General features: G+C 65.3%; 16 protein-coding genes. 14 read left to right on the top strand and 2 right to left on the bottom strand.

Annotated elements, in window-relative coordinates:
* Positions 1-24: 24 nt before the first annotated feature.
* Positions 25-3465, bottom strand: coding sequence for a TonB-dependent receptor (locus KZ820_RS07075; protein WP_258047770.1), 3441 nt, complete (start codon positions 3463-3465; stop codon positions 25-27).
* Between the two features lie 148 nt (positions 3466-3613).
* Here KZ820_RS07075 and KZ820_RS07070 point away from each other — a divergent pair, with 148 nt between their 5' ends.
* The 7 genes from KZ820_RS07070 (at position 3614) to KZ820_RS07040 (ending at position 9753) form a co-directional block, all read left to right on the top strand.
* On the top strand, positions 3614-4141 hold the full coding sequence (locus tag KZ820_RS07070) for an RNA polymerase sigma factor (RefSeq protein WP_219747848.1): 528 nt from the start codon (positions 3614-3616) through the stop codon (positions 4139-4141).
* Positions 4142-4152: 11 nt separating this feature from the next.
* Positions 4153-5031, top strand: a complete 879-nt coding sequence (locus KZ820_RS07065; protein WP_219747847.1) for a FecR family protein — start codon at positions 4153-4155, stop codon at positions 5029-5031.
* A gap of 37 nt (positions 5032-5068) precedes the next feature.
* Positions 5069-6202: a glycoside hydrolase family 130 protein gene (locus KZ820_RS07060; RefSeq protein WP_258047769.1), complete on the top strand. Its 1134-nt coding sequence runs from the start codon at positions 5069-5071 to the stop codon at positions 6200-6202.
* Positions 6203-6486: 284 nt separating this feature from the next.
* Complete coding sequence (locus KZ820_RS07055) at positions 6487-7524, top strand: glycosyltransferase family 2 protein (protein WP_308462152.1); 1038 nt, start codon at positions 6487-6489, stop codon at positions 7522-7524.
* Positions 7521-8495, top strand: a complete 975-nt coding sequence (locus KZ820_RS07050) for an acyl-CoA dehydrogenase family protein (protein ID WP_219747845.1) — start codon at positions 7521-7523, stop codon at positions 8493-8495. The genes KZ820_RS07055 and KZ820_RS07050 overlap by 4 nt, the downstream gene beginning before the upstream one ends.
* 26 nt (positions 8496-8521) lie before the next feature.
* Positions 8522-9145: a PIG-L deacetylase family protein gene (locus KZ820_RS07045; protein WP_258047768.1), complete on the top strand. Its 624-nt coding sequence runs from the start codon at positions 8522-8524 to the stop codon at positions 9143-9145.
* Complete coding sequence (locus KZ820_RS07040) at positions 9142-9753, top strand: class I SAM-dependent methyltransferase (RefSeq protein ID WP_219747843.1); 612 nt, start codon at positions 9142-9144, stop codon at positions 9751-9753. Before KZ820_RS07045 ends, KZ820_RS07040 begins: the two co-directional genes overlap by 4 nt.
* A gap of 855 nt (positions 9754-10608) precedes the next feature.
* Here the strand turns inward: KZ820_RS07040 and KZ820_RS07035 are convergent.
* The gene (locus KZ820_RS07035) at positions 10609-12996 is read right to left on the bottom strand and encodes a DUF5703 domain-containing protein (protein ID WP_219747842.1); all 2388 of its coding nucleotides are present in this window, start codon (positions 12994-12996) and stop codon (positions 10609-10611) included.
* 775 nt (positions 12997-13771) lie between these two features.
* Here KZ820_RS07035 and KZ820_RS07030 point away from each other — a divergent pair.
* The 7 genes from KZ820_RS07030 (at position 13772) to KZ820_RS07000 (ending at position 17638) form a co-directional block, all read left to right on the top strand.
* On the top strand, positions 13772-13978 hold the full coding sequence (locus KZ820_RS07030) for a cold-shock protein (protein ID WP_219747841.1): 207 nt from the start codon (positions 13772-13774) through the stop codon (positions 13976-13978).
* 309 nt (positions 13979-14287) lie between these two features.
* Entirely contained in the window at positions 14288-15046 is a 759-nt protein-coding gene (locus tag KZ820_RS07025; protein ID WP_258047937.1) for a spermidine synthase family protein, read from the top strand.
* A gap of 222 nt (positions 15047-15268) precedes the next feature.
* Positions 15269-15439, top strand: coding sequence for a hypothetical protein (locus KZ820_RS07020; protein WP_219747839.1), 171 nt, complete (start codon positions 15269-15271; stop codon positions 15437-15439).
* Between the two features lie 130 nt (positions 15440-15569).
* Positions 15570-15749 carry a hypothetical protein gene (locus KZ820_RS07015; protein WP_132908826.1) on the top strand — a complete coding sequence of 60 codons (180 nt, stop codon included), beginning with the start codon at positions 15570-15572 and terminating at the stop codon, positions 15747-15749.
* Positions 15746-15934, top strand: a complete 189-nt coding sequence (locus tag KZ820_RS07010; RefSeq protein ID WP_219747838.1) for a flagellar FlbD family protein — start codon at positions 15746-15748, stop codon at positions 15932-15934. The genes KZ820_RS07015 and KZ820_RS07010 overlap by 4 nt, the downstream gene beginning before the upstream one ends.
* Positions 15935-16348: 414 nt before the next feature.
* Positions 16349-16684 carry a hypothetical protein gene (locus KZ820_RS07005; RefSeq protein WP_219747837.1) on the top strand — a complete coding sequence of 112 codons (336 nt, stop codon included), beginning with the start codon at positions 16349-16351 and terminating at the stop codon, positions 16682-16684.
* Positions 16685-17383: 699 nt separating this feature from the next.
* On the top strand, positions 17384-17638 hold the full coding sequence (locus KZ820_RS07000; protein WP_219747836.1) for a DUF6894 family protein: 255 nt from the start codon (positions 17384-17386) through the stop codon (positions 17636-17638).
* Positions 17639-17650: the final 12 nt, after the last annotated feature.

Below are 17650 nucleotides of genomic sequence, written 5' to 3'. Positions count from 1 at the left end.
ATGGTTGCTCCCCCAGCAGACGCATCAGAAGCGAGCCCTGACACCCGCCGTGAAGCGGCGCTCGTAGATGTTCTGGTACATCGCCTGGTCCGGGAAGGTCAGATAGTAGCGCTCGGTCTCGCCGCTGAGGTTCGAGGCCTGGCCGTACAGCGTGATGTTGGGTAACACGTCGTAGGAGACGGACGCGTCGAGGTACTGAGTGGGGCGCTGGTATAGCGCCAGGCCGACGATGCCGTTGTAGTCGGACGAGACGAGGCGCTTCGAGCGGTAGTTGTAAGCGATACGCGCCTGGAAACCGTACTTCTCGTACCAGAGCGCCGCGTTGATCTGATGCTTCGAGTTGTCCTGAAACGGCTGGTCGTCACCCGCGAGATCGACCCGGCCGGTCCTTCCGAGCGACAGCGTGTAGTTGGCGTCGAGGCCGAAGCCGCCGAGCGGTCCGTCCACGCCATAGTCGCCCAGCGACTGGCGCGCGGACAGCTCGATGCCCTTCAGCGTTCCGCCCGCACCCTGGACGACCGTGTTCACCGGGACCGTGCGGCGGATCACGCCGTCGTTGTCGGGCAGGTCGTCGCGGTTGATGGTGGCGTTCGCGATGAAGCTATCCACGCTGATGTAGAAGGCGCCGGCGGCGACAAGGCTGGAACGGCCCGTATAGTATTCGAGACTGGCCTCGACATTGTCGGCGCGCCACGGGTCGAGCTGCGGATTCCCCCGCGAGGTAGCGCCGTTCGCCGCGAAGATCGGCGGGTTGAAGGTCGTATCGATCGCGTAGTTGACGTTGAGCCCGCCACCCCACTGCGAGAAGTCGAGCAGCGTCATGGTCTTCGCGAACGCTGCGCGAGCTCGGAGTTTGTCCGTGACGTCCAGCGCGATGTTGAACGCGGGCAGGATGTCTGTGAAGTCACGGTCCGTGAAGATGTCGCCCGCGTCCACGCCGGAGACGCCATAGGGCTGCGGCGCGCCGACGATATTCTGCCGAACCTTGAAGCGCGTGTTGACGACGCGGATGCCGCCGTTTGCCCGGAATGGCAGGCCGGCGAGCTCGCCCTCGCCGACTACCTCGACGTACCCGGAGATCTGCCGCAGATCGATCGAGAACGAGTCCGCGGGGTTCACGTTCTCGCGGCTCCCGGGGTAGAGCGCCTCGTGGAAGGCCGCTGCGTCGTCCATCGCTTTGGGGTCAAGCACCCACACCGTGGGGGTGCCCTTGGCCGGCAGCTTCACCTGCTTAAGGTTGTCCCGGAACGCGGGATCGTTCAGCTGCCGCGTCAGGCCGGCCGTGTAGGCGTTGCCCTGCGCGTCGAGCACCCGACATGCCGGGTTGTTCATGTTGACGTCGAACGCCTTCCACTTGATCAGACAGCCCGCGGCAGGGTTCTGCGGATTGTCGGTGTTCCCGGCGTAGCGGGGTGACATCCGCTCGAACGAGAACTGGTCGACGCTGCGCTCTCCGTAGCGGCCGCCGGCCTTGATCCGCAGTTCGTTGCTGGGCTCCCACTCGAGATCACCGCGGAGTGCCCACAGGTCGCCGTTCTGGCGAAGGTTATTCTGCGAGGTGAGCGTCTTCAGACCGTAGCGGGAGGCGTCCTGCGTCTGGTCGAGGAAAGTCTGCGGGAAGGTGTAGACCGGCAGCCCGCTGGTGTAGTCGATCGTCGCCTTCTGGCTGTAGACCCGGTAGCCGGTCGGGTTGAAGCGCCGGTCGCCACCGTCTGACGCCGGGTAGTTGCCGACCCCCTGATACGCCCACTGAAAGCCGTCCGTCAGGCTGAACTGCGCGTAGGATTGATCGAGCCGACGGGTCGCCTTGCCGTAGATGGCGCGCGCGGTGGCCTTGATGCCGTCACCCTGCCAGTCGAGCTGGAGATTGTAATTCTGCGATTCCGTCTTGATGCGGAACGTTTCGGAGTAGCTGTCGAAGTTGGGCTGGTCGTAGAGGTAGCTCTGGATCGTGTTGAGGTTGAACAGCCGCCGCTCGGTCTGGCCTCCGCCCAGGTTGACCACCTGCGAGACCTGCGCGCCGGTGTCGCGCGAAGCGGTCGGCACGAAGGGAGCGGTCTGCGAGTCCACCGGCTCGAACAGCGTGCCCGAGGTGCGATCATACTGTAGCTGCCGCGTGTAGAAGCCGTCGGCGGTCAGCCGGAGCGAGTCGTTGAACTGGAACTGGAACGACGCATTGGCGCCGAACCGCTGGCGGCTGGTGATGCGCGTCCAGGACGCGTGCGATCCGGGCGTCAGGTAGGTGTCGTTGGCGTCGCCATCGCCGTTCAGGTCGTAGCCGAGCAGCGCTCCGGTGGCGTCGCGGACCGGAGTGCCCCGATTGACGCCGTTGTTTCCCACGGCGAAGTCGCCGGGAAGAGCGGGCGAGCCGTTGGCCGGCCCCCTCCCGAACTCATTGCGTATGTTGACGCCCGCATCGCGGATGCCCTGCAGGCTGTTCGACAGATCCAGGTCGCTGTACGCCGCCGATGCGAGGAAGCCGAAGCGGCCGCTGTTGTACGACACCAGCCCGTTAAAGGATGGGTTCCAGCGCTCGGTCCGGTCACCGTACTGACCCTCCGCGGCTGCGGCCACGGTCAGGCCCTTCTTCAGGTCGAACGGGCGTCGCGTCAGCAGGTCGACCGTGCCGGACAGACCGGCCTGCTGAAGTGAGGCGGTCGGCGACTTGAAGACAGTCGCGCCTGAGAAAAGCTGCGACGGGATGTCGGTGAAGTTCGGCTGCACCGTGGTGACCGACGCTGCGCCGAGGAACTGCTCGCCGTTCAGCAGCGTCGTGACCTGCGGAAGCCCGCGGATGTTCACCGAGGCGCCCTCGCCGGCGTCGCGCCTGATCTGGACCCCCGGCACGCGCTGGAGAGAGTCGGAGATCGTGACGTCCGGCAGCTTGCCGATGTCCTGCGCGCTGATCGCCTCGACGACGCTGTCGGCATTCCGCTTCACTTCGATCGATCGCGCCTGCGACGCGCGGATGCCGGTGACAACGATGTCGGCGACGGGCTCGTCCTCCACGACGCTACCAACCTGCTCCGCAGGCGCCGCAATCGGTGATGCGGGTGCGGGAGTCGCCGCGGCAGGCACCTGCTGGCTGATGCGCATGGCGACGGTGCGCCGCGGCGCGCCGCGAATGACGAAGGTGTTATGCCCCGCCGCCGTGGCGGTCAGCCCGCTTCCGGCAAGTACTCGTTCAAGCGCCTCGACAGGAGCAGCAGGCGAGGCCGGCAGCCGTGCCATCTTGCCGGCGACATCGTCGTCGGCGAACAGGATCTGTAGGCCATTCTGCCGTGCCAACTGCTTCAGGATGCTGCCCAGTGGGGCAAGTGACTGAGCCGTGGTACCCGCCGTCTGTGCGGACACGGTGTTCGTCCCGGCTATGACGATCGCCGAAGCGGTTACGAGCAACCGCACTGCATTGCGCCTCATGATCTCTCCCCTCCCACAGGCCTTCCGCGGTTGCGGATCGACCATGCCGTGCGCCGTTGCGCCTGACTTGTTTGACGGACGACGTGAGCCGACCCGTAATCGCTGCAACAAAAATAATTGATCTTACGATATCCGTTGACAGCGGCCTGATCCCTATGGTCCGTCCGCGAAAACACAACGAGAGAGGACGTCTGTGGCGAAGGCGCCGACAGCACGCGAAATGGCGACGGCGTCGTTCGAGGAGCGCGGCCTGTACAAGCGCCTGCTCGCGTCCGTTCGCCGAAGGATGGGCGCGCAGGAGGCAGAGGACGTCGTCCAGGACGCGTACGTGCGGCTGGCCAGCGCGAGCGAACGTGCACCGATCCGCGACGAGGGCGCCTTCCTGCACACCGTCGCGACGAACCTCGTGCGCGATCGCGGGCGTGCCGCCGTCACGAGGGCCATCTACGCCGGCGACATGGACGAGAACGTGGCCGCCGACGAGCCCGACGCATGGCAGGTGCTCTCGTCGCGTCAGCAGCTTGCCGTCCTGGAGAATGCGCTGAAGGAGCTGCCCGAGAAGCGACGGGCCGCACTGGTCCTCTTTCGCTTCGATGGCCGATCGCATGCGGAGATTGCGGAAATGCTCGGCCTGTCCGTCTCTATGGTTGAGAAGCACGTCCGGGCCGCTCTGGAGCACTGCCGCCGACGGATGCGCGAAGCGAATGGCGGCGACCGATGAGCACAGGACCTGTGGACGACGATCCGATCTGGCAAGCGCTCGAAGGCCTGCGCGGAAGCGCGGTCGTCCGCGAAGCACGCGAGTACGCCGCTGCGGAGCAGATTAGGCTGCGCCGTGCAGCAAGGTGGCGACACGCTGCCGTGAACCGATGGTCACTGGGCGGCGCGCTGGCCGCAGCGGCTGCCGTGGCGGTCCTCGTAATGCATCCGAGCACCGAGTTGTACGAGACCCAAGTGGGCCAGATGCGTCAGGTGGCACTCGCCGACGGTAGCGTGGTTCGGATGAATACCGGTACTGCGGTGCGCGTCAGGCTTGGTTGGTTCGGACGCGAGCTGGACCTGGTCAGGGGCGAGGCGCAGTTCAGCGTGGCGCATGACGCGTCCAAACCGTTCCGGGTCAAGGCGCGCGGGATGAGCGTGACTGCGCTCGGCACCGCGTTCGACGTGGTGGCCCTGCCTGGCCGAACGGCCGTGACGCTGATGCACGGCAAGGTGCTCGTCGAAGCCGCGGATGACCGTCGCGAGCAGGACAGGCAACTTACGGCTCCTGGAGAGCAGGTAAGGCTCTCAGGAGGGTCGCTGAGCAGGCCGGTCCGCGTGCGCCTGGATGCCGCGCTGGCGTGGCAGCGCCGGCTCGTCGACCTGAGCGGGCTGACGCTCTTCGACGCGCTTGCTGAGGTCAATCGCTACTCGGCCACCAAGATCGTCGTGGCAGAGCCCGAGCTGCAGCACGCTCAGATCAGCGGCGTCTTCCGCGCCGGAGACGTCGACGCCGTGAGCGCGGCGCTGAGCACCTACTTTGATCTGCAGGTGCTCAGGCGCGACGCGAGCCAGGTGGTTCTTGGTCGACGCTCTGCCGCCGTTCCCGGCGGCAAGCTAATCGCGAGCTGACGCTGCGCTGGGCAGGTTCAACTAGAAGGGAGCGGGCATGACTTTGACGGGAGACGGGCTAGGGCGCCGATCGGTCTTGACCGCGCTGGCCTCGCTTCCACTGCTGGCCTCGCCACGCGTTCTCGCCGCAGAGTCACGAGGGACCGCGGGTATCGGCCCCAACTTCAAGCGCGTCGCTCGGGCTCAGCCGATCCTCCGTCCCGACCCGTCGGCTGTGTTCCACTGTCCAATGCGCGACGCCCCGATACGATGGCGAGCGCTGCACACCTTCAACCCTGCCGCCATCGTGATGGATGATGCGGTGTACGTTATGTTCCGGGCGGAAGACGACACAGGGATCATGAAGGTCGGAGGGCACACCTCAAGGTTGGGTCTCGCGCGAAGCGTGGACGGCCTGACGTTCGAGTCGCTGCCGAGCCCGGTGCTTTTTCCAGCCAAGGACGACCAGCGCGAAGCCGAATGGGATGGCGGGTGCGAGGATCCGCGGCTGGCAGCACGTGACAACGGCACCTTCGTCTGCACCTACACCCAATTCAACCGTCGAACGACGCGCATCGGCGTCGCGACGTCGCGCGATCTCATGTTTTGGCACAAACATGGGTCTGCCTTCGCGGGCACGGGTTACGAGGACTTCCGAACCAAGTCGGCCGCCGTCGTTCACGAGGTTCGGGACGGCCGCATGGTCGCTGTGCGTCTCAACGGCCGATATTGGATGCTGTTCGGCGAGGGCGCGATCCACGCCGCCCATTCCGACGATCTCGTCCGCTGGACTCCGCTCGAGGCGTCGCCGGGCGTACTGAAGGTCGTCATGGCGCCACGCAAGGGACGGTTCGACAGTTCGTTGGCCGAGGTAGGGCCGCCACCCATCCTCACCGAGGCTGGCGTCGTCGTGCTCTATAACGGTAGGAACGCTAACGAAGGCGGCGATCGGTCCCGCTCGCCCTTCGAGTACGCCGGAGGCATGGCGGTGCTTGATCCCGCCGATCTGACACACGTGCTGTCGCGGTCGGACGAGCCGTTCTTTAGTCCCGCTCTGCCTTGGGAGCGCACCGGGCAGTATCAGGCAGGCACCACCTTCATTGAGGGTCTGGTGCCGTTCAGAGGCGAGTGGTTCCTCTACTACGGCTCGGCGGACTCTCTGGTGGGGGTTGCACAAGCACGAGCGATTTGATCAGCCGCGTTGCCTTATGGCGCCGACGCCAGCTGGTCCTGAAGCCTCAAGATGAACAAGTGTCCGAAGATGGGAGGGCGCCAGGTGGCCCTGAGTGACCGATTCTGGGTCATGCCCGAGGAAGGCGAGATGCCCTCTTATAGTTAGCTCGATCGCATGATTGAGAGGAGCTCCAGCGCCGCCGCGTTGTGCTCCAAGCTGCTTCTGCTGCCCGCCGGAGCAAGCGGCCTTACAACCTGATCAAGATCAACGTAACGCGTCCGCGATGCCGCTAATTCAGGTAAGTGAGCGAGATCAATCCTACGTCTGCGTCGCGTGCAAAGGCGCTTCCGCTCGCCATCTGCGTGCCCGTCCGGAACGAAGCTGCCGTGCTCCCCCAACTTTTTGTCGCTTTAGAGCGGCTGGAGCGAGTGGGCATTGCTCCTAGGCTTTGCGTGTTGCTCGATAGCTGCGATGACGCAAGCCTCGCCTTGGTGCGCGACTATGCGGCCAACGCCTCGATGCCGGTGATCGTCGAGGAGGTGGCAGCACCCGACGCAAACGCGGGCCGCGCACGGCACCGTGCCATGATGCTGGGCGACCGCAGCCTGGACGGTGGGGGCGTACTGCTCACGACGGACGCGGATAGCATCCCTTCGCGCGACTGGCTGCAGACGATAGCGGCCGGCTTGCGCCAGGCTGATGTAGTGGCTGGAAAGGTGGTGCGGACCGTCACTCGGTCGAACCCGTTGCTGGACCGCCTGGAGGCCTATTACGACGCGCTTCACGCGCTGCGACGCTCACTCGATCCGGTTGATTGGGAGGGAAAGCCAACGCATCATTACGCAAGCGGCGCGAACCTCGGGCTGCGTGTCGCCAGCTACCGCAGCCTCGGCGGCTTCGAGCCGCTGGCGAACGGAGAGGATGGACGACTGGTCGACGACGCGGCGCGCGCGGGCCTGCGCGTGCGCCGCGATGCGACGTGTGTGGTGCACACCTCCGATCGCCGCCTTGGCCGCGTCGCGCATGGATTAGCCGGCACGCTTCGCACGCTCGATCGCGATGGAGAGGCGATCGACGTAGCCGATCCTCGCGACGCCGCTTGGCAGTACCGCGGTCACGGGATCGCACGCCTGGCCTTTGCTACGGCCGACTTCGCTAGCCTGGCAGTCGCCGTCGGATTGACAATCGACCATCTCGTCGGCGTCGCCCGCGACTGTCCCAACGCAGAGGCCTTCGCCATGCGGGTCGTACCGACCCCGCCGGGTGGGATGCGGCGGGTGTCGTTGGCGATCGCCGAGGCCAAGCTGGCAGCGATCACCGCCGGGCGACGCGCGGCGTGAGCGACCTGCGCCGCGCTCTGGCTGCGCGATCGACGCTCCTGCCCGGCCTCGCGGATCCCGCGGATGCCGATACGCTGCTGCGCTTGCTTCGCCTTCTCTATGCCGTCGGCCGTGCCGACCTGCCGCTCGGGCGACTGCTGGAGGGGCACGTCGACGCGTTGCAGATCATCCACCGCTACGGCGACGCGACACAGCGTGCCCGCGCGACCGCGGCGGTCGCGAGCGGTGCTGCCTTCGGCGTCTGGAACGCGGATTTGCCGGGCGAACCTCTGCGACTTGATGGTGGGCGGCTGACCGGAGGCAAGAGCTTCGCCAGCGGTGCCGGCCTGCTGTCCCATGCCTTGGTCAGTGTTGATGTCGAGGGCGGGCGGCAGTTGCTCCTCCTCGATCTCGAGCGCACCCCGCCGGCGATCGATCGATCTTTCTGGCGAGTGGCAGGCATGCAGCGGTCGGAAACGCATTCGGTTCGATGGGACGCCGCGAAGGTCGCGTCGGACGACCTGATCGGCGCACCGGGCGACTACATACGCGAGCCGTGGTTCAGCGGCGGCGCGTTGCGCTTCGCGGCGGTTCAGGCAGGCGGCATCGCGGCGCTGCTCGACCATAGCGCCGAACATCTCGCCGCCGCAGACCGAGCGGGCGATCCGCACCAAGCGGGACGCCTCGCCGCCCTATACGGTCTGGCCGAGACGGCGACGGGCGCGATCCGGACCGCCGCGGCCGGCTGGTTCGCCGAAGAGGCGAAGCGCCTTCCGCTGGTCGCGGCTGCGCGTGCCGCCGTCTACGCCGCTGGCGGCCCGGCGATCGAACTCGCCCAACAGGCGGTGGGGGTACAATCGCTCTTCGCCGATCACCCGCTGGCAGCAGCGATCACCGATTTGGCGATGTACCTGCGCCAGCCCGCGCCGGACGCGCAGCGGATGATCGTTGGCGCCGCAGTGGCGGCGGGGACGCTGACGCCATGCCTGTGAGGCTCCGGATCGGCGGGCCCCGGCGTTTGCTGGTCATCGCTCCCCATCCCGACGATGAGGCGATCGGCGCCCATGCGCTGATGTCCCGACTGCGCCGACACGGTGCGTCGGTGCGGGTGGTCGTGGTGACCGACGGGGCTGCATCGCACCCGAATAGCCTCAGGTGGCCGCGTCGGCGGCTGGTGGCGGAGCGGCAGCGGGAGAGCCGTCATGCCATGCGCCGCATCGGCGTGGCTGCGGGGGCCGTGACGTTCCTCGATCTTCCCGACGGTCGCCTCCACACGCGCATTGTCGCGGCCCGCCGCGGCCTCGCGCGCGCGTTGGGCCATGTCGGCCCGGCGTTGATCGCAGCGCCGGCGGCGAGTGACGATCATCCCGACCATCGCACGGTCGCGGCGTGCGTGGCGGCGCTGCGCCGGCCGAAGCTGCGCCGCCTGGCTTATCCCGTGTGGCCGGCGGGCCGGCAGCCAGCCGGCGCTCGCTGCCTCTTCCTGACGGCGCAAGAGCGGCTCGCGAAACGACATGCGGTGCGCAGCTATCGCACCCAGGCCGGCCGCATCATGGATGATCCTGCGGGCTTTGCGATGACCCGCCGCCAGATCGCGGCCTTCACGCGCCAGCAGGAAGTGTTCGTGGAAGTCCGGCAATGAGACCGATCTCGCTGACCGGCTTCGATCGCAAGTTCGTCGATGACGATGATCCCTGGTCCACGTTCACGAACCGGGACGAGGCGGTGAAGCGTCGTGCCATCCTGCACGCCATGGGGGCAGGCCCCTTGGGCCGAGTACTCGAACTGGCGGCGGGAAACGGCTCCAACAGCGCGGCGATCGCTGCACGCGCCCTGCGGCTGGACGCGACCGAGGGCACCGAGAGCGGCACGACTCTCGTGGCGAGGGCGCTGAAGGGGCGGCGGCGAGCGCGTGCGCTGAAGCTGATCGTTCCCGCGGTTTTGCCACGCCTGCGCTACGACATCGCCGTGGTGGCGGAAGTCATCTACTATCTGTCCGCACGCGACATGGCGCGCACCGCACGGGACGTCGCCACCGCGCTCCGGGCTGGCGGCATTCTGGTCCTGGCGCACCACCGCGTCGACTATCCCGATTTCGCCCAGCATGCCCCGCATCTGCAGCGTGCCTTCCTCCGAGCGACGGGGCGCCGCTGGCAGGTGCGCATCGTGCGTCGAACCGGACGCTGGGTCGTGCTGGCCTGCAGCCTCAGTGAGCGGCATTGTTCCGGGGCGGGATCATCAGGCGACTAAGGCTTGTTCCCGTTCGCGGACGACTTCAAATCGACGTCGTGTCAGCGTAAAAAGCTCAGGTATCCAGGCCTGTCCTGAGCTTAAGATAACCGTCCATCTTAAGTGTCCGGTGACGGCGATGGAATCGTGAGTGCATCACTCGTGTCCCGCATGCTCCCGGAATCGACATCGATTTTGCAGGGCCTTCAGGTCATCTGAAATGCCAGCCCGAGACTTGCGTTCGCCTCTGCGCCTTAGGCCGTTGTGGAGGCCTGCATGAGATTTTTAGCGAACCGACGAGCCTCAAGCTCCTGGTTGAAGAGGAGGTCCAGCCAGCGGTCCTCATCAGGCAGGTAGAGGCCCCACGTCATCTTTGGGTGAGCGGACCGGAGCTTGGCGATGATGGTTGGGCCGTTGGGCATGTGACCTGCGTACTGATGAGGTGTTGAGAATAGGCGAACACTTACCCGTCGAACCTCAGGAGCGCGGGGCTGCGACGATTGCGTGTTGTCAACGCGCACTCAAGGCCGGCTAGAACACGTCGACTCGATGGACCCGACCGGCCGTGAGGGCCAGCCGGGCCTCGGGACAGCCTCTCGCTTCAAGGGGTCGAGGCCACCCGCAGGTATAGCGCACAGCCCGCACCGCCTCACGGGTGCAAAGGAGTAGGCAACACACTACCAGCGAACGATCTTAAATCGGGGTGCCTGCTAAGCCGAGTGGCCGCCTGCGCCAGGTAAGCGGAAGGGCAGCTGACCTCCCAATAAGGCTAGCCGGGCAGCTGCGCGGAGCACTTAAAGGGCGTCGGACGCCAAGATGAATGAGCGACCGGAGGTGGGAGGCGGGCAAGACGCTTGGAACGACCGCTAATGGGTCTTAGCTAGGCTCAAGGCCGTTCGCCCATGCCGGCAGCACCACTCGCGACTGGGCGGCAGGTGGTTCAACCAACAGCGCGACCAAACGGCCCGCTCGCAGGATGGCATCGACGCGGGTGCCGTGCGGCGCGTGAAGGCGAAAGTCGACGTCCCACTCGCGCGGCCAGGCGGGGAAGAGGTGGATCGAGTCGCCAGGCGTCTGCATCAGCATTTCCTGAAGACCGATCATCCCCGACCCGCCCCAGTTATGATCCGGCGCCCAGTCGTGACCGGGACCCCAGAAGGTCGGATAGCGGCGGCTGGAATCGTCCATTTTGCGCGCGGTGAGCTTGGCGGCCTCGTCGGTCAGGCCAAGGCGGGCGCAGAAGATCGCGTCCTGGTGCCAGCTCTTGATGTCCTTCTGCGCAGGCGTGTCGATCCCGTGATGCCAGGTGTCGACCGCGAGTTGAAGGTCGGGGAGGCCGACGCCGAAGCGATGGTAAGGAAAAATCGCGTACAGCTGCGGGATCTCGACGTTCTGGATACGGTCCCATAGCGCGGCGGGCGCGATCACCTCACGGCCGCCCATGCGGCGGGTCGGGAGCTTCGGCAAGGTCGCGCGCAGGGCAGCGTAGCGCGCGCGAAGCGCCGTGCCGAGCATCCGCTCGGGCAGGGCGAGCAGGGCGGCCAGAACCGCATCCAGGCCGGCGATGGTGACGGTCGAGTTCAGCGTGTTCTTGTAGGTCTCGCACGCGGTGCCCGGGAAGAGGACCAGTTTGCCGTCGGGGCCGAGCTCGGAACCGGTCACGCGCGCGTGCTCTCGCCGGTAATGCTCGTCGAAGAAGGTGAGGCAGCTGTCGACGAACGCGAGGTCGCCCGACACATCGGCGCCGGTGAAACTACCGACCTCGAGCATCATGAGGCAGAATTCGAGGACGGTGTCCCAGAGATAATCGACAAAGGCGCTGTCCTCGACCCCGGGCATGCGCGTGGCGGGCTTGTTCCAGGTCCGCTGCCAGCCCCACTCCTGCCCGCAGCAGAGGCCGAAATTCTCGATCTGCTCGACGAAGCATGCGCCCTTGTGCCCCCAGTAACGCTGCGTCCGCAGCTCCGCCGTGCGACGGAGCCGGCGGTAGAAGTCGAGTTGCGGTCGCATGAGGTCGGCGTCGCCGCTCTTCAGCATCGGCCAATGGACCAGCCGCTGGTTCTGCGCAGTGAACTCGCCGCCGCCCCAGGCGCGATAATCGGGTGAGAGGCGCAGTTCGGGCTGGGTAAACTCAGGATCGACCGTGAAATTGCCACCATTGAACTTGGTCGGCCAGGCGCCGCGCGCATTGGTACCAAGCTGGTGGCGGAAAAGCTGGTAGTTGCGCCCAATGCGCCATGGCTGGCTGTTCGGCCGAGCGCCGCCGGGCTCGACCACGATCCAGCTGCGCTCCCAGAAGGATCGCCACCATCGTCGGCTGCGCAGGCGAGACACTGCCGCGCCCGGATCCGACATAGCCAGCCGGCGCAGGCCCGCGATCCACTCATCGCGCGTCGGCGCCTGGGCGACGTGACAGAAGAGGCGGAGCTCGTGCCGGCGCCGCGGGCGGCGGCTGCCGAGCGTCCATCCGATGAAAGCGGTGCTGGCATATCGTCCCTCGGCCGTCCCGACAGGAACGAACCCGTCGCCGCGCAACAAGGCGCCGAAGCCAAGCCCGGCGAGCGGGTTCCACAGCTGATCCTTCACCTCATCCAGCCCCTGCTGCTCGACGAGCAGGTCGAAGACGCTGTCGTCTCGATTGTGGTGGAGGCTGAGCACACCACCCTCTGCGAAGCCGACCTCATCGGCATATTGGCGCGGCGTGACGGGCGCGCCATCATAGGCGCGGTGCATCGACATCTCGGCCGGCAGATAGTCGCGGTCGTGCGTTCGCCAGCTTTCCCAGGTCGCCGTCATCGCGACAGCGGCGGTGCTCTCGACCGCAACGCGGACGATCGGTGCCGCGACGTCCGCCCACAGCGTGACGACGAGGTTGCCGCAGGTCACCACCATCTCGCCCGTCACGAGGCTGAGGCGCTGCTCGAAGGAAGCGCCGCGGCCGAATGGCGACGGATCGAAGCGGAGCCGCGTCCGGCCGAGCTTCAGATAGCTGTTGGTCTCGTCGAACGCCCCGCTGCGAGCGACGTAGAACAGTACGTCGTCGCCCTCGACCCACACGTTCAACCCGATATCGCCGGCCCCGCAGGGCATTGACTCGCCGGCGTCGCGGCTGGCGCTGCGCCACACGGGATCATAGTCGGCCATGCGTCGATCGAGCGGATCGACAACGGCTTGCCGCCGCTCGGCGCCTGCACCGGGCAGCGCCGGAGCGACCACGGCCGTCGCCGTCAGGCCCGCGAGTGTCGCGCGTTTCGCCTTATCCATGGCGCAGTGTCGCGGCTGTTCAGCGGCGAGGCAAGGACTGACGCCACGGCATATTCTCCGGCAACTTAGTGGAGGGTGCGGCCTGTCCAAATTGGGTCGGAACGGTGGGAGGCACTCATCAGCTCTTACTTGCGTTTCGCGGCTCCAAGCTGACCGACACGTTCACGCAGCCAGGTGGTGGCGTGCTGCCCGCCGCGTTCATCCTGGTAAAGGCGCACCCTATTGCGCAGAATACCTGAAGGGCTCGAGTGCCGGGATGAACGGACGGCGGGAGTTAGGCGGCGAGCAGATGGTTCTGAATGACCGCAAGTGGGTCGTCGGCGCGAGAGGGAACGGCCGCAAGCGCATTGGCCGATTTACGCGGCGCCCTTGATTGGCTCCCGCTTGCCCGTTCGAGTCGAGCTGGGCTGCTGACCACGAACCCTATCGATGCGGGAGGCCGGTCTGTTCGCAGGCGGCGTCCGACTTGGAAACCGATCGATGGAACTCTGAAGTGAAGCCTCTCCGGCGAGCTGACGATCTCCACCTCGTCGCAAAATGGCTGGATGCGGAGCCATAACGCTCCTCAAACTATCTACTCGGGTGGCGGGCAGCCACAATCTGCGACGCCCGCTCTATCTTTTTCGGCGCTGCGCTCCTATAGAGGAACGGCTAAACGTCGCCTGTGACGGATATTGAGCCGCAGCGGCTCGTCTTGTCCTTTTTTAGCCTCACGAAGCCGGGATGTGCCGCTGTTGGCATATGCCCGACCACGCTTGGGACAAAGGAACCTCATATGATCACCGGTACCGTAAAATTCTTCAACGCCGACAAGGGCTATGGCTTCATCGCGCCGGAGGACGGCGGCGAGGACGCCTTCGTTCACATTTCGGCGGTGGAGCGCGCTGGCATGCGCACGCTCGATAGGGAGCAGCGCGTCTCATACGAGCTTGAGACAGATGGTCGCGGTAAGACGTCGGCGGTGAATTTGCAGGCAGCCTGAGCAAGGCCGATCGGCGGGGATCATAACGGTCTCTGCCGAGCCGTCCTTATGCGCAGGAGCTGTCATGTCCTTACAATTCTACCGAGACGAGGCCGCTCGACAGCGGTCGGCGGGCGACGCGTCGCCCCTTCAGAACGTGCGCGAGCGATGCGAGCTTGCCGCGCTTGCCTTGGATGCACTGGCCATCCGCAGCGAACGGGCAGACGCAGCGCGCGTCAAAGCGGCTTCAGAGAAGTTGCGGGCCGAATCGAGCGCAAGCCCGGACCCTGGGCCTGCGTCGCCCGTCCGGCGCGATAGCTGACGTTGGCGATGATCGAAGCCGCTGTCAGCGGCGGTGGCGGACACGCAGAAGGCGTGCTCATCGACACGGGGGAGATACCCGGGGGCGGTGAACTGCGCCTCCTTCGTCATGGCCGCCACTTCGAGATCATGTTCGGCAGCGAGCAGCTGATGGCAAGCTGGTCCTATCGATCGGAGCGGGCATTGGCGACGCTAGCCCTGCGCGGCATGAGCGAACAGGCGCAGGTTCTGATCGGTGGCCTAGGCATGGGCTTTACCCTTGCTGCGGCGCGGACGGCGCTGCCGGTCAACGCCAGCATCGTCGTCGCCGAGCTGGTGCCCAAGATCGTGACATGGGCTGCCGGCCCCTTGCGTCACCTGTTCGACGAGTCTCTCGATGACGCACGGGTGTCGGTTGAGGTGACGGACGTACACGATCTCATCGTCCAGCAGCCTGCGCTCTTCGATGCGATCCTTTTGGACGTCGACAATGGACCAGATGGATTGATCAGCCTCGCCAATGAACGCCTCTACTCCAACTGGGGTTTGCGCGCTGCGCGGCTGGCGTTGCGGCCGGGCGGGGTACTGGCCATCTGGTCGGCCTATCCGGATCACAGCTTCACCTATCGACTGCGCGCCGCTGGCTTCGAGGTGGAAGAGGTCCGCGTCGACACAGAAGGCAGCGAGGACAACCCGTTTCATACGATCTGGCTCGCCACCGCGGGCCGATCAGGCCGCGTCTTGGATGATGAAGGCGCCGCCGAGGCACGCATATATATTGCCGCATGACACGTCCACCCGTGGGTGGCTTCAGCTCGCCCATTGGCGCTCCGCTGGAACGATGTTGATCGGGCCGAACCGTCAACCTCGGGCTGTAGGTGCTTGATCCCGGCGTGAGACATGCCCGCCTTTTATTTCACACATAGATCAGCGGCTTAATCGGGACTGATATGCGCGTCGGCCTGTTTCGACGCGCTCATGGGAAGGTGGCGCGTTATGAAGGTGCGAGTGATGACCAAGGATAGGGAGGTCTGCCTTAGCATCGCCAACCACGCCGGCGATCCGTTGACACTCAATTGCGCGGAGGCAATCGATCTTGCCTCGGAGCTGATCGGCGCGGCGACCGCCGCCTCTCCTCCAGCGCGCGGTACGGGGCCGGCAAACAAAGGCAGGAGCCTGTGACGTCAGCTGCCATAACTATTTGCTCGTAATCTGACGAAGCGTCCCCACATAGAGGTCATCGCCGGCTTCCAGATGTAAGCGTCGGCGGCTGTGAGACCCATGCGCTCCCGCTTACAAGCAGGAGACCGCTATGGACCTCAATTATCTTCTCGCTCGCCATCAGACCTCGCTTGCGCGCGTCGCGAGTGCGACATGCCCGTCGAGCCGAACCTCGCATCAGGGTCTTGCCGATCTTTACGCCGCACAGGTAAACGCGATGTATCGGCTCGCGGGCGCGTCGGCGCGTCTGGCTACTCAGGTGGCAGCATGATCGAGCTTACCGCGCAGGACGGATCCAAGCTTGCCGTCAATCCTTCCGCGGTTTGGCATGTCCGATCCGCTAATCAGGAGCAAACCGCCATCTACGCCGCGAACGGCGCTGCTCTCTTTGTCATGGAGACCTGCGACGAGGTCATTCGGCGCTTCAGCGAGGAGAAAGCGTCACATGCACGATAGTGGATTATACGCTGCCAACGCCGCGCGTTGCCGGGATGAAGCAGCTGTGGCGACTCTGGACAATGTTCGGGAGCGATGCCTGCGGGCCGAAGCGGCGTAGACGACCTTGGGAGCGAGGAACGATCGGACCCAAGGCTCACGCGCGGCTCGAAAGAAGCAAACACCGCCGCCCGCCTTCCTCGCCTTCATCTCGGCGGCGTTGAAGGTTCTATCGAGTTTGTCGCGACGTCGCCTTGACAGCAACTCTGCGGGCGTCCCGCGTCCTGTCGCAGCGGCGAGGGAATGGCATTGTTCTGCTTCATGGAGGCGAAGCTGTCCTGACCGCAGCGGCTTTAAGCTTATACCGCCCGAAAGCTACATCCCGATTAACGATCAATCGGGCCAGCAAATTGCTTCCCGGAATGCTCGGATGGCTTGAGCACCTACATGAACAAATGTCAGGAACTGGATGGCTGGCAGGTGATCCTAGGTGACCGGCATTGGGTCCTCCGCTCGATAGGTCGGAGGCCGCAACGTCCAAACGATTACCTCACCGCAGGGTTAGGGCACAACTCGGCCGGCTGCGCGGTATGCACGGCGATCGATCGTGAGGGGCTGGTCGAGCGGCTCGCCGAGGAGCCGTGGGAAAACCAGCGGGACGACACACAGTGGACGCGCAGATGGGCTGACGCAGGCGAACTCTGGCACATCCGCTTTCGGGAACTCGCGCGGACAGCGATCGGCTTTCTTAGCGATGAACCGCTGGGCTAAAACCGCCTTCCGCGGGAGGATTTTTCAGTGCGACGCTCGCGCTAGGCCTGAAACGCTCGCCGCCCGGGCAGCGACTGTATACGTGTACGAAGTTCGGTCGATTTGATCGTCGCAGCTTTAAGGGTCTGAGCCATGGATAAGAGTGAACGTACGTTCCTCAAAGCACGGCTGGACGCGGCCAATCGGGAGTACGAAGCTCAATCGCACGACAAGCGGGTTGAGCATGGTTTGGTACGAAGCGACACAGAGGGTCAGAACACGGTGGCCGACGTCCGGAACGATGAGGGGCGGCGCCAGCCTAACCCGGCTTTCAAGAGGAGCACCGGCAGCTGAGTAGGGGCAGAGGAGGCACTTTCAGACACTTCTACGCCTATGGCGGGCCCGCAAACGGTGAGATGATCGGCGTCAGACCCGGTGTAACGAGGTGCGACAGGGCAGACCCGACACACGTGCAAGGCGTTCGCTTCAGCTACGTTCTCGTTGATGGGCCTGGCGGACGGAAGGTGTTCGTGCCTGAGGACGACCGGTGCCTTCGCGTAGCATTCCTGCATACCTTGGGGGAGCCTGGCGATGAGGAGAGCGATGCTCTGGCGGCTGAGATCCAGCGACGCGGTTTGGCGCTCTGAGAGCACGCGCTTCTAATTAGACCAACTTATATTAGCGGCAGCATCTAAGTGGGCATGACCGCATTTAGCTCCCATGCCGAACTTTCATTTCACAATCAGCGACGACTCCGGGGAGTTGGGCAACAAGGTTGTCGACCTTCCAGATCTATCGGCTGCCAGGGCTCAAGCTGTCGAGGAAGCCAGTCGCGCATTGGCGCTCGTCGACGGCTCATTCTGGAGCGAAGGCTATTTGCAGATCGATGTGACGGACGAAAGTGGCCTCACTCTCGCCGCTTTATCGATCAACGGGTACGACGCCCCGGCGAGTGGCAAGCGCTTCGACAGCTAAGTCGGCGTGAGG

The organism is Sphingomonas citri (assembly GCF_019429485.1).
In the GTDB taxonomy this organism is placed as follows: Bacteria; Pseudomonadota; Alphaproteobacteria; order Sphingomonadales; family Sphingomonadaceae; genus Sphingomonas; species Sphingomonas citri.
This window is presented reverse-complemented; position numbering and strand designations above follow the sequence as displayed.